This is a genomic window from Bacillus sp. SRL337 (assembly GCF_984799155.1).
Window position 1 is genome coordinate 3829445 of record NZ_OZ481793.1, and the last position, 20144, is coordinate 3849588.

The 20144-nt window shown below is 43.3% G+C and carries 21 protein-coding genes and 1 riboswitch; of the genes, 1 reads left to right on the forward strand and 20 read right to left on the reverse strand.

Annotated elements, in window-relative coordinates; translation table 11 throughout:
• Positions 1-8 precede the first annotated feature (8 nt).
• The 19 genes from sufB to AC4E8A_RS19455 all read right to left on the reverse strand — a co-directional run bounded on the left by sufB (position 9) and on the right by AC4E8A_RS19455 (position 18342).
• Positions 9-1406, reverse strand: a complete 1398-nt coding sequence (gene sufB / locus AC4E8A_RS19365) for a Fe-S cluster assembly protein SufB (protein ID WP_490195432.1) — start codon at positions 1404-1406, stop codon at positions 9-11.
• 36 nt (positions 1407-1442) lie between these two features.
• Positions 1443-1877, reverse strand: a complete 435-nt coding sequence (sufU, locus tag AC4E8A_RS19370) for a Fe-S cluster assembly sulfur transfer protein SufU (protein ID WP_490195433.1) — start codon at positions 1875-1877, stop codon at positions 1443-1445.
• The gene (locus AC4E8A_RS19375; RefSeq protein WP_490195434.1) at positions 1867-3096 is read right to left on the reverse strand and encodes a cysteine desulfurase; all 1230 of its coding nucleotides are present in this window, start codon (positions 3094-3096) and stop codon (positions 1867-1869) included. The genes sufU and AC4E8A_RS19375 overlap by 11 nt, the downstream gene beginning before the upstream one ends.
• Positions 3096-4406: a Fe-S cluster assembly protein SufD gene (gene sufD / locus AC4E8A_RS19380; protein ID WP_490195435.1), complete on the reverse strand. Its 1311-nt coding sequence runs from the start codon at positions 4404-4406 to the stop codon at positions 3096-3098. The genes AC4E8A_RS19375 and sufD overlap by 1 nt, the downstream gene beginning before the upstream one ends.
• Before the next feature lie 17 nt (positions 4407-4423).
• Positions 4424-5209 (reverse strand): Fe-S cluster assembly ATPase SufC, encoded by a 786-nt coding sequence (sufC, locus tag AC4E8A_RS19385; RefSeq protein WP_490195436.1) that lies wholly within the window; start codon positions 5207-5209, stop codon positions 4424-4426.
• A 480-nt stretch (positions 5210-5689) separates the two neighbouring features.
• Complete coding sequence (locus AC4E8A_RS19390; RefSeq protein WP_490195437.1) at positions 5690-5848, reverse strand: YuzK family famiily protein; 159 nt, start codon at positions 5846-5848, stop codon at positions 5690-5692.
• Between the two features lie 348 nt (positions 5849-6196).
• Positions 6197-6562 carry a carboxymuconolactone decarboxylase family protein gene (locus AC4E8A_RS19395; RefSeq protein WP_119544866.1) on the reverse strand — a complete coding sequence of 122 codons (366 nt, stop codon included), beginning with the start codon at positions 6560-6562 and terminating at the stop codon, positions 6197-6199.
• A 158-nt stretch (positions 6563-6720) separates the two neighbouring features.
• Positions 6721-7554, reverse strand: coding sequence for a MetQ/NlpA family ABC transporter substrate-binding protein (locus tag AC4E8A_RS19400; RefSeq protein ID WP_490195438.1), 834 nt, complete (start codon positions 7552-7554; stop codon positions 6721-6723).
• Between the two features lie 28 nt (positions 7555-7582).
• Positions 7583-8251, reverse strand: a complete 669-nt coding sequence (locus AC4E8A_RS19405) for a methionine ABC transporter permease (protein WP_490195439.1) — start codon at positions 8249-8251, stop codon at positions 7583-7585.
• Complete coding sequence (locus AC4E8A_RS19410; protein ID WP_490195440.1) at positions 8244-9263, reverse strand: methionine ABC transporter ATP-binding protein; 1020 nt, start codon at positions 9261-9263, stop codon at positions 8244-8246. Before AC4E8A_RS19410 ends, AC4E8A_RS19405 begins: the two co-directional genes overlap by 8 nt.
• A gap of 184 nt (positions 9264-9447) precedes the next feature.
• Positions 9448-9555, reverse strand: a riboswitch (SAM riboswitch).
• A gap of 116 nt (positions 9556-9671) precedes the next feature.
• Positions 9672-10025: a hypothetical protein gene (locus AC4E8A_RS19415; protein ID WP_490195441.1), complete on the reverse strand. Its 354-nt coding sequence runs from the start codon at positions 10023-10025 to the stop codon at positions 9672-9674.
• 174 nt (positions 10026-10199) lie between these two features.
• Positions 10200-10526: a thioredoxin family protein gene (locus AC4E8A_RS19420; protein WP_490195442.1), complete on the reverse strand. Its 327-nt coding sequence runs from the start codon at positions 10524-10526 to the stop codon at positions 10200-10202.
• A gap of 9 nt (positions 10527-10535) precedes the next feature.
• Complete coding sequence (locus AC4E8A_RS19425; protein ID WP_490195443.1) at positions 10536-10892, reverse strand: toprim domain-containing protein; 357 nt, start codon at positions 10890-10892, stop codon at positions 10536-10538.
• A 308-nt stretch (positions 10893-11200) separates the two neighbouring features.
• Entirely contained in the window at positions 11201-11440 is a 240-nt protein-coding gene (locus tag AC4E8A_RS19430) for a DUF2553 family protein (protein ID WP_490195444.1), read from the reverse strand.
• Between the two features lie 92 nt (positions 11441-11532).
• Positions 11533-11916 (reverse strand): glycine cleavage system protein GcvH, encoded by a 384-nt coding sequence (gcvH, locus tag AC4E8A_RS19435; protein WP_490195445.1) that lies wholly within the window; start codon positions 11914-11916, stop codon positions 11533-11535.
• 78 nt (positions 11917-11994) lie between these two features.
• Positions 11995-12351 (reverse strand): arsenate reductase family protein, encoded by a 357-nt coding sequence (locus AC4E8A_RS19440; RefSeq protein ID WP_490198942.1) that lies wholly within the window; start codon positions 12349-12351, stop codon positions 11995-11997.
• Positions 12352-12847: 496 nt separating this feature from the next.
• On the reverse strand, positions 12848-14632 hold the full coding sequence (locus AC4E8A_RS19445; RefSeq protein ID WP_490195446.1) for an acyl-CoA dehydrogenase FadE: 1785 nt from the start codon (positions 14630-14632) through the stop codon (positions 12848-12850).
• Positions 14633-14703: 71 nt separating this feature from the next.
• Positions 14704-15882: an acetyl-CoA C-acetyltransferase gene (locus AC4E8A_RS19450; protein WP_490195447.1), complete on the reverse strand. Its 1179-nt coding sequence runs from the start codon at positions 15880-15882 to the stop codon at positions 14704-14706.
• A 36-nt stretch (positions 15883-15918) separates the two neighbouring features.
• A complete protein-coding gene (locus AC4E8A_RS19455; protein ID WP_490195448.1) occupies positions 15919-18342 on the reverse strand; it encodes a 3-hydroxyacyl-CoA dehydrogenase/enoyl-CoA hydratase family protein in 2424 nt (807 codons plus the stop codon).
• 159 nt (positions 18343-18501) lie between these two features.
• On the opposite strand from AC4E8A_RS19455, the gene AC4E8A_RS19460 reads away from it, so the two are divergent.
• On the forward strand, positions 18502-18633 hold the full coding sequence (locus AC4E8A_RS19460; protein WP_148941484.1) for a YuzL family protein: 132 nt from the start codon (positions 18502-18504) through the stop codon (positions 18631-18633).
• 407 nt (positions 18634-19040) lie between these two features.
• Here the strand turns inward: AC4E8A_RS19460 and AC4E8A_RS19465 are convergent, their stop codons facing one another.
• Positions 19041-19958 (reverse strand): proline dehydrogenase family protein, encoded by a 918-nt coding sequence (locus tag AC4E8A_RS19465; RefSeq protein ID WP_490195449.1) that lies wholly within the window; start codon positions 19956-19958, stop codon positions 19041-19043.
• Positions 19959-20144: the final 186 nt, after the last annotated feature.

Below are 20144 nucleotides of genomic sequence, written 5' to 3' on the forward strand. Positions count from 1 at the left end.
TTGTCTATTTAACCGATGGAACCTTCCATTTCGAACTTGATCAGACGGTTCATTTCGACCGCATATTCCATTGGAAGTTCTTTTGTAAATGGCTCAATGAAGCCCATTACGATCATTTCTGTCGCTTCTTCTTCAGAAATACCGCGGCTCATCAAGTAGAATAATTGCTCTTCAGATACTTTAGAAACTTTTGCTTCATGCTCCAATGAAATGTTGTCATTCAGGATTTCATTGTAAGGGATTGTATCAGAAGTTGACTTGTTATCCATGATCAGCGTATCACACTCAATATTAGAGCGTGCTCCTTCTGCTTTACGCCCAAAATGAACGATACCGCGATAAGTCACTTTACCGCCTTGTTTGGAAATCGATTTGGACACGATTGTGGATGAAGTGTTTGGTGCAAGGTGAGTCATTTTCGCACCTGCATCCTGATGCTGGCCTTTACCTGCCAAGGCAATGGATAATGTCATACCTCTTGCGCCTTCCCCTTTAAGGATGACTGCAGGGTATTTCATTGTAAGCTTACTTCCGATGTTTCCATCAACCCATTCCATTGTCGCATTCGCTTCACAAACGGCACGCTTGGTAACAAGGTTGTATACATTATTCGCCCAGTTCTGGATCGTAGTATAACGGCAGTAGGCATCTTTTTTGATGATGATTTCAACAACCGCTGAGTGAAGGGAGTTTGTCGTATAGACAGGTGCTGTACAACCTTCAACATAGTGTACGCTTGCGCCTTCATCAACAATGATCAACGTACGCTCAAATTGACCCATGTTTTCAGAGTTGATGCGGAAATAGGCTTGAAGCGGTGTTTCCACTTTGATTCCCTTTGGAACGTAGATGAAGGATCCGCCAGACCAAACTGCTGAGTTTAACGCAGCGAACTTGTTATCTGTAGCAGGAATCACTTTCGCCCAGTGCTCGCGGAAGATATCTTCGTTTTCTCTTAGAGCAGAATCTGTATCCTTAAACACGATGCCTTGTGCTTCAAGGTCTTCCTGCATGTTGTGGTAAACAACCTCGGATTCATATTGAGCAGATACACCGGCTAGGTATTTTTGTTCTGCTTCAGGAATACCCAGCTTATCAAATGTTTGTTTGATTTCTTCAGGGACCTCATCCCAAGAACGCTCTGATTTTTCAGAAGGCTTCACATAGTAAGTAATTTCGTCAAAATTTAAGCCGTTCAAATCTCCGCCCCATTGCGGCATTGGCATGTTATAGAAATGTTCCAATGATTTCAAACGAAAATCAAGCATCCATTGCGGCTCATTCTTCATACGCGAAATCTCTTCAACGATTTCACGGGTCAGGCCGCGTTTTGAACGGAAAATTGATACGTCTTTATCAGAGAAACCGTATTTATAATCTCCGATCTCAGGCATTTTTTTCGCCATGTTGATTCCTCCATTCTAAATGTGGATCTTTCAGGGTCACTGCCCTTCCTTGACTCCTTTTTCCATCGCCTTCCAAGCAAGTGTGGCACATTTGATCCGTGCCGGGAATTTCGCCACTCCCTGCAAAGCCTCTATATCACCAAGGTCGATATCTTCATCATATTCTTTCCCTTGCATCATATTCGAAAATACCTCAGAAAGCTTCATAGCGGTATCAACGTCTTTGCCTTTGATGATTTGAGTCATCATCGAGGCAGAAGCCATTGAGATCGAGCAGCCTTCCCCGTCGAATTTGGCATCTGTCACCTTTCCATCTTCCACTTTCATGTTGAGATGGATGCGATCGCCGCAGGTAGGGTTATTCATATCCACCGTAAGGCTGCCATCTTCAAGAGAGCCTTTGTTGCGCGGGTTCTTGTAATGATCCATAATGACCTGTCTGTACAATTGATCTAAATTGTTAAAAGACATCGCTGAAATACTCCTTTGTTTTCACTAGTCCTGAAACAAGCTTGTCAATATCTTCTTCAGTGTTGTAGATGTAAAAACTTGCCCGTGCAGTTGCAGAAACCTTCAGCCACTTCATGAGCGGCTGGGCGCAATGGTGGCCTGCACGTACAGCAATCCCTTCAGCATCCAATACGGTTGCCACATCATGGGGATGGACATCGTCGATATTGAACGTAACCAGACCTGCGCGCTTTGCAGGATCCTTCGTGCCATAAATGGACATGCCTTCAACTTGGGACATTTTTTCCATTGCATAAGCAGCCAGATGATGTTCATGTTTTTCAATATGATCCATACCGATTTCCTCTAAGAAATCAATGGCTGCTCCAAGGCCAATGGCCCCGGCAATGATTGGTGTACCGCCTTCGAACTTCCATGGAAGCTCTTTCCATGTCGATTCATACATACCGACAAAATCGATCATCTCGCCGCCGAATTCAACAGGTTCCATGTTTTCAAGAAGATGTTTTTTCCCATACAGGACGCCGATCCCTGTAGGTCCTGCCATCTTGTGGCCGGAGAATGCAAAGAAGTCACAATCAAGATCCTGAACATCGACTTTCATGTGCGGCGCTGCCTGAGCACCGTCAACCATCATGACCGCGCCATGGGCGTGAGCCACCTTGGCTATCTCTTTGATCGGGTTCATCGTTCCCAGAACATTGGAAACCTTCATGATGGAAACAATTTTTGTATTCGATGTAACAGTCTCTTTAATATCCTCAACGGAGATTGTTCCATCTTCTTGAAGAGGGACATATTTCAATGTCGCGCCTGTTTCTTTAGCGAGCTGCTGCCATGGGATGATGTTACTGTGATGCTCCATGTGGGAGATCACAATTTCATCCCCCTCACTGACATTCGCCCTGCCGTAGCTGGCAGCCACTGTATTGATTGACGTTGTGGTACCGCGTGTGAAGATAACTTCCTCAGTTGAAGCCGCGTTGATGAATTTACGGATTTTTTCGCGGGCACCTTCATAGCCATCCGTCGCCCGGGTGCCAAGTGTATGGACACCGCGGTGGACATTAGAATTATATTCACGGTAATACTTATCCAATGCTTCTATTACTTGTACGGGCTTTTGTGACGTTGCAGCACTGTCAAGATAAACTAATGGATGTCCATTGACTTCCTGGTCGAGAATCGGAAAATATTTACGAATCTCTTTGGCATTCATTAATTTACTTTCCTTTCGATTACCTCTGTCAGCTGCTTTTTAACTCCTTCAATCGGAAGCTGGTTGACAACCGGCGCCAGGAACCCGTGGATAACCAGACGCTCCGCTTCATGACGCGAAATCCCCCGGCTCATCAAGTAGTAAAGCTGTAATGGATCTACACGCCCGACTGACGCAGCATGTCCTGCTGTTACATCATCTTCATCGATCAACAGGATTGGGTTTGCGTCTCCACGCGCTTTTTCGCTTAGCATAAGAACGCGGGATTCCTGCTCTGCATTTGATTTGGATGCACCGTGTTCGATTTTCCCGATGCCATTGAAGATAGAAGAAGCTTCATCCTTCATGACACCATGCTTAAGGATATATCCTTCAGAATTTTTACCAAAGTGAACTACTTTTGTAGTGAAGTTTTGTTTCTGTTTCCCGCGGCCGACTACAACTGTTTTGGTATCTGCATACGAACCATCGCCTACAAGGTTGGTTACATTCTCAGAGATCGTGTTTCCGTCGTTCATCAAGCCGAGTGCCCAGTCGATACGGGCATCTCTGGCAGCTGTTCCCCTGCGGTTCACATATGTTGTAATGCCACTTGCAAGGTTATCCACAGCTCCATATGTCACCTTCGCATTGTTGTTGGCAAATACTTCAGTCACAATGTTGTAGATGCCTTCTTCTACATCTGCTACAGAAATATAGTTTTCTACATATGTTACTGAACTGTTGTCATCAGCTACAACCAATACATGGTTGAAAAGCGTTGTGTCCGCATCGTCTTGGATATAAACAGCCTGGATTGGCTGCTCCACCTCTACTTCCTTAGGTACATATAGGAATGCACCTCCGTTAAGAAGCGCGGCATGAAGGGCAGTCAACTTGTGTTCGTCCACTTTGACGCCTTCCTTCATGAAATATTTCTGAAGCACGTCACCATGTTCCCTGATGGCAGTCAGAATATCTGTGAAGATAACCCCTTTATCTTTTAACTCTTGAGATAGAGTCAGATATGCAGGAGTGTTGTTCCGCTGGATATAAAGGTTGTTGTTTTCATTATCTGTATCAATCAAAGCTTTTGCAGCGTCAGGAAGCTCGCTCAAATTTTCATAAGGTCGGCTTTCTACTGTATGCTGCTTGAACTCAGTGAAGTTCCACTTAGTGATTTTTGTTTTATCAGGTTTAGGAAGCTCCAATTCCCCCGCTTTTGCCAAAGCCTGGGTACGAAGGTCAGAAAACCATTCCGGCTCTCCAAGACCTTTCGAAAAGGAGTCCAAATATTCCTTTTCTACTGGTAGTTTCGTTTCTACAGTCATATTAATCCCCCTAACACTTACGCTTCTTGGCCGACAGTTTCGTCTTTGATACCCAGTTCTTCTTTAATCCAGTCATATCCTTCAGACTCAAGGCGCTTCGCAAGCTCCGGTCCGCCTGATTTCACAACTCGACCTTGCATCATAACATGTACTTTGTCTGGAGTGATGTAGTTAAGCAGACGCTGGTAGTGGGTAATGATTAAGCATCCGAACTCTTCTCCTCGCATCTTGTTGATCCCTTTCGATACAATTTTCAACGCATCGATATCCAGACCAGAGTCAATTTCATCAAGGATCGCAATCTTAGGCTGAATCATCATTAATTGAAGAATTTCGTTACGCTTCTTCTCACCACCGGAGAATCCTTCGTTCAGATAACGCTGTGCCATATCCGGATCCATTTCAAGTTCTTCCATGTTTGCATCCATTGTGCGGATGAATTTCATTAGAGAAATTTCCTGTCCTTCTTCACGGCGGCTGTTGATCGCTGAACGCAAGAAGTCGGCATTAGTCACACCGCTGATTTCACTTGGATATTGCATAGCAAGGAATAGCCCCACTCTTGCACGCTCATCTACTTCCATTTCCAGAACATCTTCGCCGTCGAAAGTGATGCTGCCTTTTGTTACTTCATATTTAGGATGTCCCATGATCGCTGAAGATAAAGTGGATTTACCAGTTCCGTTTGGACCCATTACCGCATGGATTTCTCCACCTTTGATTTCAAGGTTTACACCTTTTAAAATTTCTTTACCCTCAATCTCAACATGAAGATCTTTAATTGTTAGAGTTGAACCTGCCATTATTATACCTCCGTGACTTTATAAGAAAGTTTATTTTTAACCATTCTCAATTTATTCTCATTACAATCTTATAACAAATAAAAGTTATAAGCAACTGTTAGAGCCGAGCTGAAACCAACGGAATAAGCCATATTTATGCCCATTACTATTGTTTACTCCAGCAATGCCAAACATGTAAGGATATACTTCTGAAAACGGTACTTGTGTACTTATTTGCTCTCCTTGAATAAGAGTAACAAACTATTCCGAATCAGTAAATACAGGCTGTACAGATTGTTGTTTTCGGAAAATCTCAAGCACTGATTTCCCCTTGAATACTTGTGTTTCTTCTCTGAATAGGGGGAACTGCTCTTTTCTTCTTGCTATCCCAGATAGTACGGGAAGTGTTTTTCAACTCATGTTATAGCAGCACAGTCGTGGACCTTAACACAAAGAAAAACCAGTGTCATAAACACTGGTTTTTCTCCCGGTTTCTTCCTATTATATATTAGCGTGTACTTTACGATCCAAATCGGCAATCATTCTTCTGCTTTCGATGTATTCATTCTCTCTTCTCTTTTCCACTTGCATACGAACTGCATGTTTCCTTTTGTACGTTTCATAGCCAACTCCGTGAGCCCCATGCATCGCCTTTTCCATTTCATTCGTATACTCCATATTTAAAGAGTCGTTGATAATGAATCATTCCTTTCAGGTTTTTAACTACGTTCATAATGATACTACCCTCTGCTTTTAAAGACAAAACTCATATTAAAGGATTTCCAGTTTTTAACGGGGGTTACAGCTGTTTTTATATACCCCGAACCCCTCACCCTTATATTTTCACAGTATTCCCGCGATATACTGCCGATTTGAAACCACTCAATGCTGAGCCATCCCGCTTTACCGCTTTAACGCATCCGGGGACAGTCCCCGGATGCGTTAAAGCGGTAAAGTTCATATATCATATAAAAAAAGCTGACAAATCAAGGCTGTCAGCTTTAAGAGTTATTGCTTAAGTTGATTTAGTTCCTGGAACGATTCCTGGACAAGTGTTACTGCCTGGCTCATTGCAGCTCCGCCTCCGAATGCAGCGGTTACTCCTACAGCTTCGAGGATTTCCTCTTCTGAGCACCCTTGGTCCACACACCCTTTGGTATGATAAATAATGCAATATTCATCCTGGGAGTATAAGCTGATTCCAAGCGCAATCAACTGTTTTTCTTTTTGAGAAAGAACTCCTTCTTTAAAGCACTGTTCCGTGAATGCATTATAATGTTGTGCCAGTTCAGGCATTTTTTTAGTGAATTCACCTAACCCCTGCTTATAGTGATGCAGAGCAGCTTCAGTTGAATTTCTGAAATCCATTTCCATTTGCTCCAGCTCCATTCCTGTTAATGTCCAATTCAAAACTAGTATGAGCAAAATGAAAGGAGTTTATGATAAATCGAAGATGCTTTTTTCACAGCCATCAAACTGCATTCTATAAAAAAACAGCCCCTCCATTAAGGAACGAGCTGTTTTTGCATCTGCTACTCTTTAACTGGAACGACTGCTCCGCCCCATTCTTCCAAGATGAAGTCTTGGATTTCTTCTGAATGAAGAACCTCTACAAGGGCTTTGATTGCTTCATTGTCTTCGTCACCGCTGTTTACAGCAATTACGTTCACATATGGAGAATCCTTATCTTCAATGGCAATTGAATCTTCAAGAGGGTTCAATCCTGAATCAATAGCATAGTTGGAGTTAATCAGTACTGCATCGCCTTCTTCGCTTTCATACAATTGAGGAAGAAGAGCTGCTTCATATTCATAGTCAAATTGAAGATTTTTCGGGTTTTCAGCAATATCTTCGAGTGTTGCAGCCGTCTTTTCAACACCTTCTTTAAGAGTGATCAGGCCTTTGGCTTCCAGTAAAGTAAGGATACGGCCATGGTCAGCCACTGAGTTACTCATAAGAATCGTTGCCCCTTCAGGCAGTTCTTCAAGGGAATCATATTTCTTAGAGTAAACACCGATTGGCTCGATGTGAATTCCGCCTGCATTTTTAAAGTCATATCCCTGTTCAGCAATTTGTGATTCAAGATACGGAATGTGCTGGAAGTAGTTTGCATCAATTTCGCCGCTTTCCAAATCTTTGTTGGGCAGGACATAATCTTGATATGTCTCGATATTCAACTCAAAACCTTTCTCTTCAAGAAGAGGCTGGGCTTTTTCCAGGATTTCAGCATGGGGAATGTTAGAAGCCCCCACCGTAATTTCTTTTGTTTCTCCACCGTCAGCCTGGCCGCCTTCGTCTGATGTTCCACATGCTCCCAATGTAAAGATGCTTGCTGCTGTAAACAAACCTGCGATTAATTTTTTCATGTCTCTTTTCCTTCTTTCTTTAATGTATTTATCTTTTATCAGTTACTTTCGTCAAAATGTCGCCAATTATTTGAATGATAAAGACGATGATCAGAATGATGATCGTTGCAGCAAGAGTGACGTCATCCCTGCTGCGCTGGAACCCATCCAGATAGGCGAGGTTTCCCAGGCCGCCTGCTCCAATGACACCTGCCATGGCTGTAAAACCGACAAGGGCTATGGCTGTTACAGTGATTCCGGATATCAATGCCGGCATTGATTCAGGAAGCAGCACTTTCCATATGATTGTTGAGGTTTTGGCTCCCATTGATTTCGCAGCCTCGATGACGCCCTTATTCACTTCCCTAAGGGCTATTTCCACCATTCTGGCGTAGAAGGGTGCAGCCCCAATGATGAGGGCAGGAAGCGCTGCGTTGGCTCCGCGGATCGTCCCTAGAAGGAACTTCGTAAACGGAATCAACAGCACAATCAAAATAATAAACGGGATTGAACGGAAGACATTTACTACTGCACTCGTTACGGCATAAACTGCCTTGTTTGCCCAAATGTTATTAGGGGAGGTTAAAAATAATAAAAGACCAAGAATAATTCCAAGCACTAGTGTTATAGCTACAGACATTCCTGTCATGTACAGGGTTTCAAGGGTCGCTTCCCACATTTTTTCTCCATCAACGTTTGGAAAGAGAGTTTCAATCATGATTAATCACCTCAATCCCAACTGTTTGTTTCTTCAGGTACTCAACTGCTGCTTCTTCATCGGCACCAGCTAAGTGAATAAACAACGTGCCGTATGATCCGTCCTGTGTCTGGGAAATGCTTCCCTGGATGATATTGGCGTTGATATCAAAGTTCCTGATCAAGCTCGTAATGAGCGGCTGCTCGGTCTGTTCCCCAACAAATGTGAGTTTGACAATTTTTCCTTCTGGATAGTGCGAAATGAGATTTTCAATGGCATCCTTCGTGTTTCCAGTTTCGGACACTTCCCCTACAAAACGCTGAGTGATCTTCTGCTGCGGGTTCCTGAAAACGTCCAGTACATTCCCCGATTCGACTACCTTCCCGTTTTCCATGACAGCCACCCGGTGACAGATCTTTTGAATCACTTTCATTTCATGGGTAATCAGGACAATCGTCAATCCCAGTCGTTTATTGATATCTACCAGAAGATCAAGGATGGAATCAGTTGTTTCCGGGTCAAGTGCTGAAGTCGCTTCATCACATAGCAAGACCTTTGGATTATTGGCAAGAGCCCGGGCAATTCCAACACGCTGCTTTTGGCCGCCGCTCAATTGTGAAGGATAAGCATCCTCCCGCCCTTTCAAACCAACCAGTTCAATCAGCTCATCGACTCTCCTATTTCGTTCTTCCTTGGCAACCTTAGTAATTTCCAGAGGAAATGCAATATTATCCCTGACAGACCTCGACCAAAGGAGATTGAAATGTTGAAAGATCATAGAGATTTCGTGGCGTGCGTTTCTCAGTTTCTGACCCTTTACCTGTGAAACAATATGGCCGTTGACATCGATTGTCCCTTCACTTGGGATTTCAAGTCCGTTCAACATACGGATCAGTGTACTTTTTCCGGCACCGCTGTAACCGATCACCCCGAAGATTTCTCCGTCATCTATAGTTAGGTTCACATCATCCACCGCAGATATGGCACCCTTTTTACTGTTAAAAATCTTGCTCACATTAGAAATACTAATCATTTTACCTCACCTCTCTCCACTAAACCTATAAGACTAGTAGGCTTTAGTGCCGTTGTGTAAACATTGCTGTATTATTATTTGCGTTCAACACATTCCTAAACATTTTTCTGATAGGAATGAACCTCAAATAAAAAATGCCTTCCTGCAATGAGCAGAAAGGCATGATAATTTATCATTCACCTTTCTCTCATCTTCCAAAGCACTACAGCTTTGTGTGAATTGGCACCATTTCAACATAGTTGACGGTTGCCGGGCTTCGCAGGGCACATCCCTCCACCTCTCTCGATAAGAGCAAGTAATTCGCTTTATTCAATTAATCCTTTAATGGATAAAAGTAATCTTTACTTCTGAATGTGATTTTACATTGGTTTTTTGTTGCTGTCAACAATTTTCATTAAAAAGTTCTTCCTAAATGACTACCGGCTCTGCATCATGAATTCTGCATAATGTTAAGATGGATTCTACAAATAATAATCCCCTGTACGTACCGATCACAGATATTTCCTGCCTTCCCGAAAGGACCGTGAGCTTTTCCCTTCCGTCAAGCAGCACACTAATTTGTTCAGGGCTTCCTTCTACTATAAAATCTGATTCGTAATTCTCTCCTTTTCCCACAGCGAGTTCAATGTTCTTTCCAAAGGAAACCATCCTCACCTCAACCCCATTATTAAAAGCGACCACAAAAGGTGTCTCCGGCATTATTGCTTTCAAATGATATCTCAAATTGACTTCTTCCATCATTCTTAAGATCTCTTTTTCCAATCGCTCATCCCCTTATTCAAGTCTCTTGTATATTAGTTCCACCTTCTGGATAGAAATCCTTTTGAAACTCCTCGACAACTTCTGAAATGGGAATGATTGATCGTGTCGATTTGAATGAAAGTTGAAAATTTCCCGAGAAATATGTAAAAGAACGGTATAAAAAGTGCCGATTCATCAGACTGAATCGGCACTAATCAAATCGCTCATTTGTTCATGTAAATACGGAACAGAATGAAAAGCATATATTTTCTTTATCAGTAGACCTTCATTGAAAAGAAGCAGACACGGTACACTTTCAATGGAATATTGATCAGCAATTGAAGGAATATAATTTAAATCATACTTAGTAAAATGGATTGCGGGAAACAATTTTTCCGTTACATCCACCATCCTGCCGGCAACCATGCAGGTCCCGCACATTGGTGTATAAAGATACAACGCAGTATATTTCTGCCCGTGGATTTCGTTCTGGATTTGCTCTAGAGATAAATGATTCTTCATTAGATCAGATTACGTCCTTTTTTCAAGAAATTCTGTGTGCACATCAATGTTGGCTGCAATTAAAATAGATGCAAGATGATATTCCGGAGCAGCTGCCACCTCTTTGTACATTCGGTCAATATACAGGTGTTCCGCTTCAGGAAACTCCCTTTTGAACAGCTTTCGCAGCTTCTCCCCGCTCTCGTCTGCATCTACAAGAATAAAGACTTCCCTGTTAAACAATTCATCCACCATTTCATCCAATCTTGTAATGCTGATCGTGCCATTGGTGCAAATGATATCAACAGGTTCCTTCACAACCTCTTTAACTTTTCTCTTGTCCGTTGTCCCCTCAACGATAATGACTTTGTCTTCAAACGTCTCCATAGAATCATCTCTTTTCGTGACTAGGGTATTTCGATTCAGCCTTCTTCATAAAGAGTTATTCATTATATTCATTCTCTCGTTTTTCACATGCAATTGCAAAGAAAAATGCTTTGTTCAGGCAGTGTTCGCATGGGGTCCTGCTTTTTTTAAAAAACAGACCGGCCTTCTCTTCGATACGAGGGTTTGCTTTGCTATCGGAATGGGAGTATAGCCGCCCTTTTCTTCCTTACTTTTTAAGAATACTCATAAATAGCAACGAAAAGAGCCTTTTTTAAATACAGAAAAAGAGTAGAATCATCTACCCTTCTTCAGCACCAGCCGCCTTCGTCGCAATCTGTGTAACGAGGTTCAGTCTCATCAGGTGTCATATAGTTTTGAATAATTTGGTTACCGGATGCTTCAAAATTCGGTTCCAACTGCAGCCTTTCAGCATTATCGGAAATATCCATTTTTCCTACCAGCTGTTCATCAAGGAATAAATGAAGCTGTCCTTCAACCAACTTCCCTGTTACACGCTGTGTGACATCCAGTTTTTTGGGCTTTAACATTTGAAATCCCCCTTATGCAAGTATGTATTACTATCGTGCCCAAAAAATAAAACAAAACCCTCCAATGGCACTGGAGGGTTTTGTAAATAGTATTAGTCTTGTTTAATCATTTCATCATATTTCTCAGAAGTCATCAGCTTGTCCACTTCTGAAGAATCTGAAAGCTCAACCGTCACCATCCATGCTTTTTCATATGGTGATTCGTTAACGAATTCAGGGCTGTCATCAAGGTCTGTATTGACCTCAACCACTTTTCCGCTGACCGGGGCATACAATTCAGAAACGGTCTTTACAGATTCAACGCTTCCGAATGGCTCGCCAACAGTAATGTCATCCCCTTCTTCAGGAAGTTCCACGAAAACAATATCCCCTAGTTCTGATTGGGCAAAGTCAGTAATACCGATACGTACTTTTTCCCCTTCAACCTTTACCCACTCATGTTCTTCAGAATAACGAAGTTCTTTTGGTGTGCTCATTCCTATCCCTCCATTGCTATATTCACATCAATATTGACATAATTACTACTCTAAAAGCAAGAAAACCTTGCCAAAAAATCATTTCCACGTGTTCTCGAATGTTTCTTCCTTGAACCCTACTGTTACAATTGTTCCTTCAGCAGTCAATGGACGTTTGATCAGCATGCCATCACTTTCCAGGATTTCGAGTAACTCCTCATCGGAAGAATTGTTGACCTTGTCTTTCAATCCAAGTTCACGGTACTTCTTCCCGCTTGTGTTGAAAAACTTTTTCAGCGGCAGTCCGCTCTTTTCATAAAGAGCCTTCAGTTCCTCTTTTGTTGGAGGATTTTCAACAATATGTATTTCGTTAAAGTCTTTGCCGTTTTCCTCAAGCCACTTTTTCGCTTTTCGGCACGTTCCACATTTTGGATATGAATAAAATTGGATTGTCATGTCTTCACCACCCTTCCAAAAAGCCATCCACTGCCACCAATAACTAATTTCGACAGTATCCTCTAAAATCCTGCAGTTCTCTTCAGAATTTTACGGAAAATATTTTCCCCAAGTACAACCGCTTTCGCCTGTATCAATCAGTCCTTTAGCTCTGTTAAAGACTGGTCATGTACAAGGAATAGAGCCGTCCAATCCCTCTCTGTACGGCGGTTATCAGCTGCTGTCCTTCTGCAATGCCCTATCATTAACAGTCAAAGAATGCCTCAGCTAGGGAGAGGTGGCCCTGTCTATAAGTTACTTTTCCGGAAAGAGGCCATTGCTTATTGACCAAATGCAGGGTCTTATACATTATATACGTTCTTGCACCTCGCGGACAACGAATGCAATCATCTTCCTTATTTGGCCTTTTTCAGATTTATCGGCCAACCCATACTATCCGGCACCATCTCACTCCAAAAAAACCGGCCTCCAACTTGGAAGACCGGTTCCTGTTCGATTAGAGTATATAGCGCTCTGCTTCAATAAGCTTTTCAGACGCTTCACGTTTTACCGCAATAATATTCACTGGTGTGTAACGTGTGAATTTTCGTAGAGCGGACAACATCATTCTTAAAGAATCTCCGGTTTCAGCAGCAACCAATGTTTCTTTTGCATGTGCCTCGATTTCATTGAATGCTTCCTGACAGAAGATCTGCGTGTATAATAGTTTCTGTTTGGATTTTTCAACGCCGTCTTTAGCAATGGCTTTTTCTGTACGAAGAACGACAGACTCCATCGCATAAGCATTGGAGATGATATCCGCAATGTTCACAAGTATCTCCTGTTCTTTCTCAAGAGCTTTACCGTATTTCTGTGCAGCCAGACCAGCAATCAACAAGCCGATCTTCTTTGCATTTTTAACAAGGTATTTTTCCTGTTCAAGCGGTGCATCGCCGACTTCTTCCGGCATAAGCATCATAAGTTCTTCCTGAAGTGCCTGCGCTTTCTGGAATAATGGCAGTTCACCTTTCAACGCTTTACGGACATAAGTGCCAGGCACTAGCAGGCGGTTGATTTCATTCGTTCCCTCAAAGATACGGTTGATACGGGAATCGCGGTACATTCTTTCAATTTCATACTCCTGCATGAAGCCGTATCCGCCATGGATTTGAACACCTTCATCCACGATATAATCAAGCGTTTCCGTTGCAAACACTTTATTCAATGAGCATTCGATTGCATACTCAGCAATTGATTTCGCCACTTCGGTACCATTCTTGACTTCTTCGTCAGTCAATTTGCTCATACGGTCTTCAAACAGGCCGACTGTACGGTAAACAGAGCTTTCAGTTGCATAAAGCTTTGCAGCCATCGTAGCAAACTTCTCTTTTGTTAGGTTGAAAGCTGAGATCGGAGTCTTGAACTGCTGGCGCTGGTTTGCATATTTAATTGTGACATCCATCGCACGCTTGCTTCCGCCGACTGCACCTACCCCAAGCTTGTAGCGTCCGATATTCAAGATATTGAATGCAATGATATGACCTTTACCTGCCTGGCCAAGAAGGTTTTCAACAGGAACTTGAGCATCTTCAAGAATCAATGTACGAGTGGAAGAACTCTTGATTCCCATTTTCTTTTCTTCAGCACCAGTGGATACGCCTGGATATTCACGCTCAACGATAAAAGCAGAGAACTGCTCGCCGTCGATCTTTGCGTAAACCACAAATACATCAGCAAAGCCGGCATTTGTAATCCATTGCTTTTCACCATTCAATATATAGTGAGTACCTGCTTCGTTCAGCTTGGCTGTCGTTCTGGCACCAAGGGCATCGGAACCTGAACCTGGCTCAGTCAATGCATAGGCAGCGATTTTCTCGCCAGTAGCCAATGCTGGAAGATATTTTTGTTTTTGATCTTCGTTACCGAATAATACGATTGGAAGAGAGCCGATTCCAACGTGTGCTCCGTGGGAAATGGAGAATCCTCCGGCAGTGGACATTTTCTCCGCGATCAGAGCAGAGCTTACTTTATCAAGCCCGAGTCCGCCATATTCTTCAGGGACATCTGCCCCAAGCAGCCCAAGGTCTCCCGCACTTTTCAATAATTTCACTGAACGGTCAAACTCATGATTTTCCAAATGCTCCAGTTGCGGAACGACTTCTTTCACAACGTAGTCTTCAGTCGTTTTGGCAATCATTATCTGTTCATCTGTAAAATCTTCCGGTGTGAACACATTTTCATAAGAGACATCCTCGATAATGAAGCTGCCGCCTTTTACCAACTTATCTGTTTGATTTGTCATCTGTTTTTCCTCCTTTATTTTAAAAACAGTTATTGAAAACCGAAGTCCCGGGTTCAAGCCTTCGAAAATAATCAATCAATCAGTTCAAATACTCCGGCAGCACCCATACCTCCACCGATACACATTGTGACAACACCGAATTGGACATGGCGTCTCTTCATTTCATGCACTAAGGAAAGAGTCAGTTTTGTTCCGGAACAGCCAAGCGGGTGGCCAAGAGCGATGGCACCGCCGTTCACGTTCACGATCTCCTCATTCAGGCCAAGCTGGCGGATGACCTGAATGGATTGGGAAGCGAAGGCTTCATTCAATTCAAACAGCCCTATATCCTCCAATTGGAGGCCGGCCATTTTCAGGGCTTTTGGAATGGCTTCCACAGGGCCAACCCCCATGATTTCAGGCGGGACTCCTGCAACAGCAAACGATCTGAATTTTGCCATCGGCGCCAAGCCCAGTGAGTTCGCTTTTTCACGGTCCATGACCATGACAGCCGCTGCCCCATCACTTGTTTGCGAAGAATTTCCGGCTGTTACGGATCCTTTTACATTAAAAGCAGGACGCAGTTTTGAAAGGACCTCTTTCGTCGTTCCAGGTCTTACCCCTTCATCCCTAGTGAAGGTGACATTTCTTTCAACAACCTTGTTCTGGTCGTTTACTGAGCGAAGCACGACATCCACAGGGACAATTTCATCCTGGAACCTTCCTTCTTCGATTGCTTTCGCTGCTTTCTGATGGCTTCTTACCGCAAAAGCATCCTGATCTTCCCTTGAAATTCCGAATTTCTTCGCCACTTCCTCTGCTGTATGCCCCATGCTCATATAATATTGGGGAGCAGTCTCCGCCAGTCTCGCATTAGGACGGACCACATGCCCCATCATTGGTACAAGGCTCATGGACTCCGCTCCACCTGCGATGGCAGTATCTGAATGGCCGAGCATGATTTTTTCAGATGCATAGGCAATTGATTGCAATCCCGAAGAACAGTACCGGTTAATCGTTATGGCCGGAACATTGTGTGGAAGTCCTGCCAATCCACCGATGTTTCGTGCCATATTCAATCCCTGTTCTGCTTCCGGCATGGCACAGCCGATAATTAAATCGTCTATATTACCTTCATAATTTCCCGCTCGTTTAAGTGTTTCTTTTACTACCAGCGCCCCAAGATCATCGGGTCTGACCGTTGCCAGAGTTCCTTTGTTTGCTTTTCCGACCGGTGTACGGGCGCCTGCTACTAGTACCGCTTCTCGCATGTTCTTCCCCCATTTCTAGTGAAAATAAATTTATGATCAATTACGCAGCGGTTTTCCTTTCACAAGCATGTGCTGCATGCGCTGTTGTGATTTCGGCTGGGCAACAAGACTTAAGAATGCTTCTCTCTCCAGGTCAAGAAGATATTGTTCATCCACTTCTGTTCCAAAAGGAAGCTTGCCTCCCGCAATGACATTGGCCAATTTTTTCGCAATCACAAGGTCATGTTCAGAAATATAACCAGAGTTAAACATGGCCTGTGCCCCAAGGATCAATGCTGCATATCCAGTTTCACCGACAACCGGTACCTTTTTTCTGATTGGCGGAGTGTAGCCGCTTTCACTCAATGCCAGTGCTGCCTGCTTCGCATCGTATAGAAGGTGATCCCCATTTGCACTCACACCATCTGAATTGGCAAGGAAGTTATTGTCCCTCGCTTCATCTCCGGATGTTGAAACTTTTGCCATAGCAATTGTTTCGAATACTTTATTGGCAACCTTCTGCAGATCAAAATCGATTCCCTCCGGCATCATTTCAAGGTGTTTAATATACAATTCTTTGTTACCGCCTCCGCCTGGAATCAGGCCGACACCTGCTTCAACAAGTCCCATGTAGGTTTCCATGGATGCCTGGATATGGGCTGCCGGAAGACATACCTCAGAACCCCCCCCAAGCGTCATGCCGAATGGAGCGGCAACCACAGGCTTTTTACTGTATTTGATATTCATCATGGCTTGCTGGAATTGGCGGACAACCATATCAACCTCAAATATATTGTCATCCTGTGCTTCCATGAGGATCATCGCCAGGTTTGCACCTACACAGAAGTTCTTGCCCTGGTTCCCGATAACAAGACCTTTATAATTCTTCTCCACTTCTGTAACTGAATAGTTGATCATCTGGACGACATCCAAGCCGATTGAATTGTTCGGTGAGTGGAACTCCAGAAGTGCAACGCCATCCCCGATATCAATCAAGCTTGCACCTGAGTTCTTCTTGATCACTTTCCCTTGTTTCTTCAGAAGCTTCAAATCTATCACTTTAGGATTTCTAACGATTTGTTTGTATTCACCATTAAGGTAGAAATACTGCTCACCGTCTTCTTCCTTATAAAATGATGTATGGCCGGCTTCAAGCATATCTGTGATCCACTCTGGTACTTCCCTGCCTTCTTCTTTCATTTTGCTGACTGATTTTTCAACTCCGATGCTGTCCCATGTTTCAAATGGTCCAAGCTGCCAGCCAAAGCCCCACTTCATTGCCTGGTCGATTGACACGATATCATCAGCAATGGAGCCAAGCAGTTCTGCAGAATAAAGAAGGACCGGGGAAAGGATATTCCATAGGAACATACCGGCTTTATCATCAGCGTATACAAGCGCTTTCATTTTGTTCGGCAGCCCTTTTTCCTGCTTGCTTAATTCTGTGGATGCCGTTTTCAGCTTTTTACGCGGCCCGTATTCGAGGGTTCCCGTATCCAGCTCAAGGATTTCTTTGCCTTGTTTCAAATAAAAGCCCTGACCGCTCTTCGATCCAAGCCATCCGTTATCAAGCATCTTCTGCATGAAAGCCGGTATCTCAAAAACATTCTTTTCTTTTCCCTCTACCTGGTCATATACGTTCTTGGCAACGTGCGCAAAAGTATCCAGGCCAACAACATCCAAGGTACGGAAGGTAGCACTCTTCGGACGGCCGATAGCCGGACCCGTTATGGAATCGACTTCACCGACAGTCACGCCGCTTTTCAGCATTTCCTGCAGTGTGACCAAAAGACCATATGTCCCAATTCGATTAGCAATGAAATTTGGTGTATCTTTCGCAAGAACGACACCTTTTCCAAGTACAACTTCACCAAACGAACTGATGAATGAAAGCACTTCGGGATCGGTTTTTTCAGTTGGGATCACTTCCAGCAGTTTCAGGTAACGAGGCGGATTAAAGAAATGCGTTCCCAGGAAGTGCTTCTGGAAGTCCTCCGAACGGCCTTCTGACATAGCTTCAATTGAAATACCAGATGTATTCGAGCTGACGATGCTCCCTTGTTTTCTATGTTTCTCAACGTTCTCAAAAACCTTCTTCTTAATGTCCAGGTTTTCAACGACTACTTCAATGATCCAGTCACATTCGCTTAGCTTTTCCATATCATCTTCAAAGTTCCCGGCTTCAATCAAAGCAAGATTTTTCTTTGAAGTAAGGGGTGCCGGCTTTTGCTTCAGCAGTTTCTTTAAAGCACCTTCGCTCATGCGGTTACGGACAGCTTTGTTTTCCAAAGTAAGTCCTTTTGCTTTTTCTTCTTCTGTTAACTCACGCGGTACTATATCCAGCAGCAAAGCTGGTATGCCGATATTCGCCAGGTGGGCTGCAATGCCTGATCCCATGACACCCGATCCCAATACTGCTGCTTTTTGAATTTTACGACCCAATGTTTCTTCCCCCTTTGCATAACTTGAATGAACACTCATTCATTTTTCCTCCAAAAAAATATCACGAATGAGTTTTGTTACTTCTAATATATAAGATTTTACCAAAGACTGCAATATCTTAAAGTTTAAAAAATGATAAATTTTCAAAAAATAATCTTTTTGTATCTTTAGGAAAATCTATGACTGGAGGTGATAAACATGGCTAAAAGAAAGAAAAACCCATCAAAAGCAGGGGTCAGCGCTGCAAGCGTAAAAGGTGACGCCGGCCCGACAGTCGAACACGACGGCGGCGGAAAGGTAAACAGCCAAAATAATCAATATAAAAAATAAAAAGCGGAAGCGCCTTGATCAGCCCCGACAGGCATAAGACGAGCCGGCGGGAAGGCTGCACTTTGCCTTCTCGGCGGATTGGCTTATGACCCCGAGGGGCTAGGCGCTGGAGCTGGATTGATAAAAAGCGGAAGCGGCCGTTCAGCAACGTATGAGCAGGTCCGCTTCCTCAAGTGTTTTGAATTCTGGTTTATCTTTCACTTGAAACCTCTATTAAGACACTTTCTTATCTCAACATATTTTTATATGTCCTTGAAAACTTCTTTCAAAGCACGTTTGAACTCATATTGCTTTTTCATGTTTTTGAAAACTTCCTCGACGATGCTTTTGAACTAGCCTCATCAAAAAAACCGCTGTACACTGCCAGCGGTCCTTCTTCTTATTCTTCTATTCTGCCAAACTAACAATTATTTATTAATGACGCCTTTCAACACAAATGCTACATTTGCCGGCCTCTCGGCAAGGCGGCGCATGAAGTAACCGTACCAATCCGTACCATATGGAACATATACGCGCATCTTGTAACCTTCACGGGCAAGCTCCAGCTGCCTTTCGACACGGATACCATATAGCATCTGGAATTCAAATTGATCATGAGGGATATCGTATTCTTCAACGATTTGCTTCGTATACTCAATCATTGCATCATCGTGTGTCGCCACAGCGGTATAGTTTCCATTTAACAGATGCATCTTGATGATCTTTTTAAAGTTTTCATCTACATCTTTTTTATCAGGGAAAGCTACCAGCGGCGACTCTTTATAGGCCCCTTTTACCAGGCGGAGGTTTGGAGAGTATTCGTTCAGCACTTCCATGTCCTTTTCTGTTCTGAACAGATAGGCCTGAATGACAGTGCCGACATTATCATACTCTGATTTGAGCCTCTTGAAGATATCGATCGTTTTCCCGCAACGGGAATAATCCTCCATATCAATCGTTACGAATACGCCATACTCCCCGGCAACATCAAGGATTCTTCTCATGTTGTTCATGACAATTTCTTCCGAAAGATCCAATCCCATTGAGGTCATCTTTAACGAAAGCTGCGAATCAATCCGTTCACGTCCGATTGCTTTGATGGCTTCAATACACTGATCGGCCATTTCATTTGCTTCCGCTTCATTATCAATAAATTCCCCAAGATAATCGATCGTTACCGATAACCCCTGTTTGTTCAATCCTTTGATTGCTTCGACAGCGAGGTCTATGGATTCACCAGCAACAAAGCGTGCTGCACCGAAGCGCAGACCATATTTCTTGGCTACTTTCGTTAATGGTTTATTCTTGGATAAGAATAAAAAGAAGTTACGCATTACTTGTTCCATGTCATTTACCCCCTGTAACATTTGCTTCACTGTGAAAGCGGTTTCTTTTTAGTTAGTCTGGATGCCCGCAATCAAGTGGCCGAGGTCGTCAACTAGGACTGATTGCCCCTTAAATCGGTTCCAAATTATAAATTTATATTATCACCTTTATCCGTTTTTGAATATAGTTCAAACATCGAAATGAAA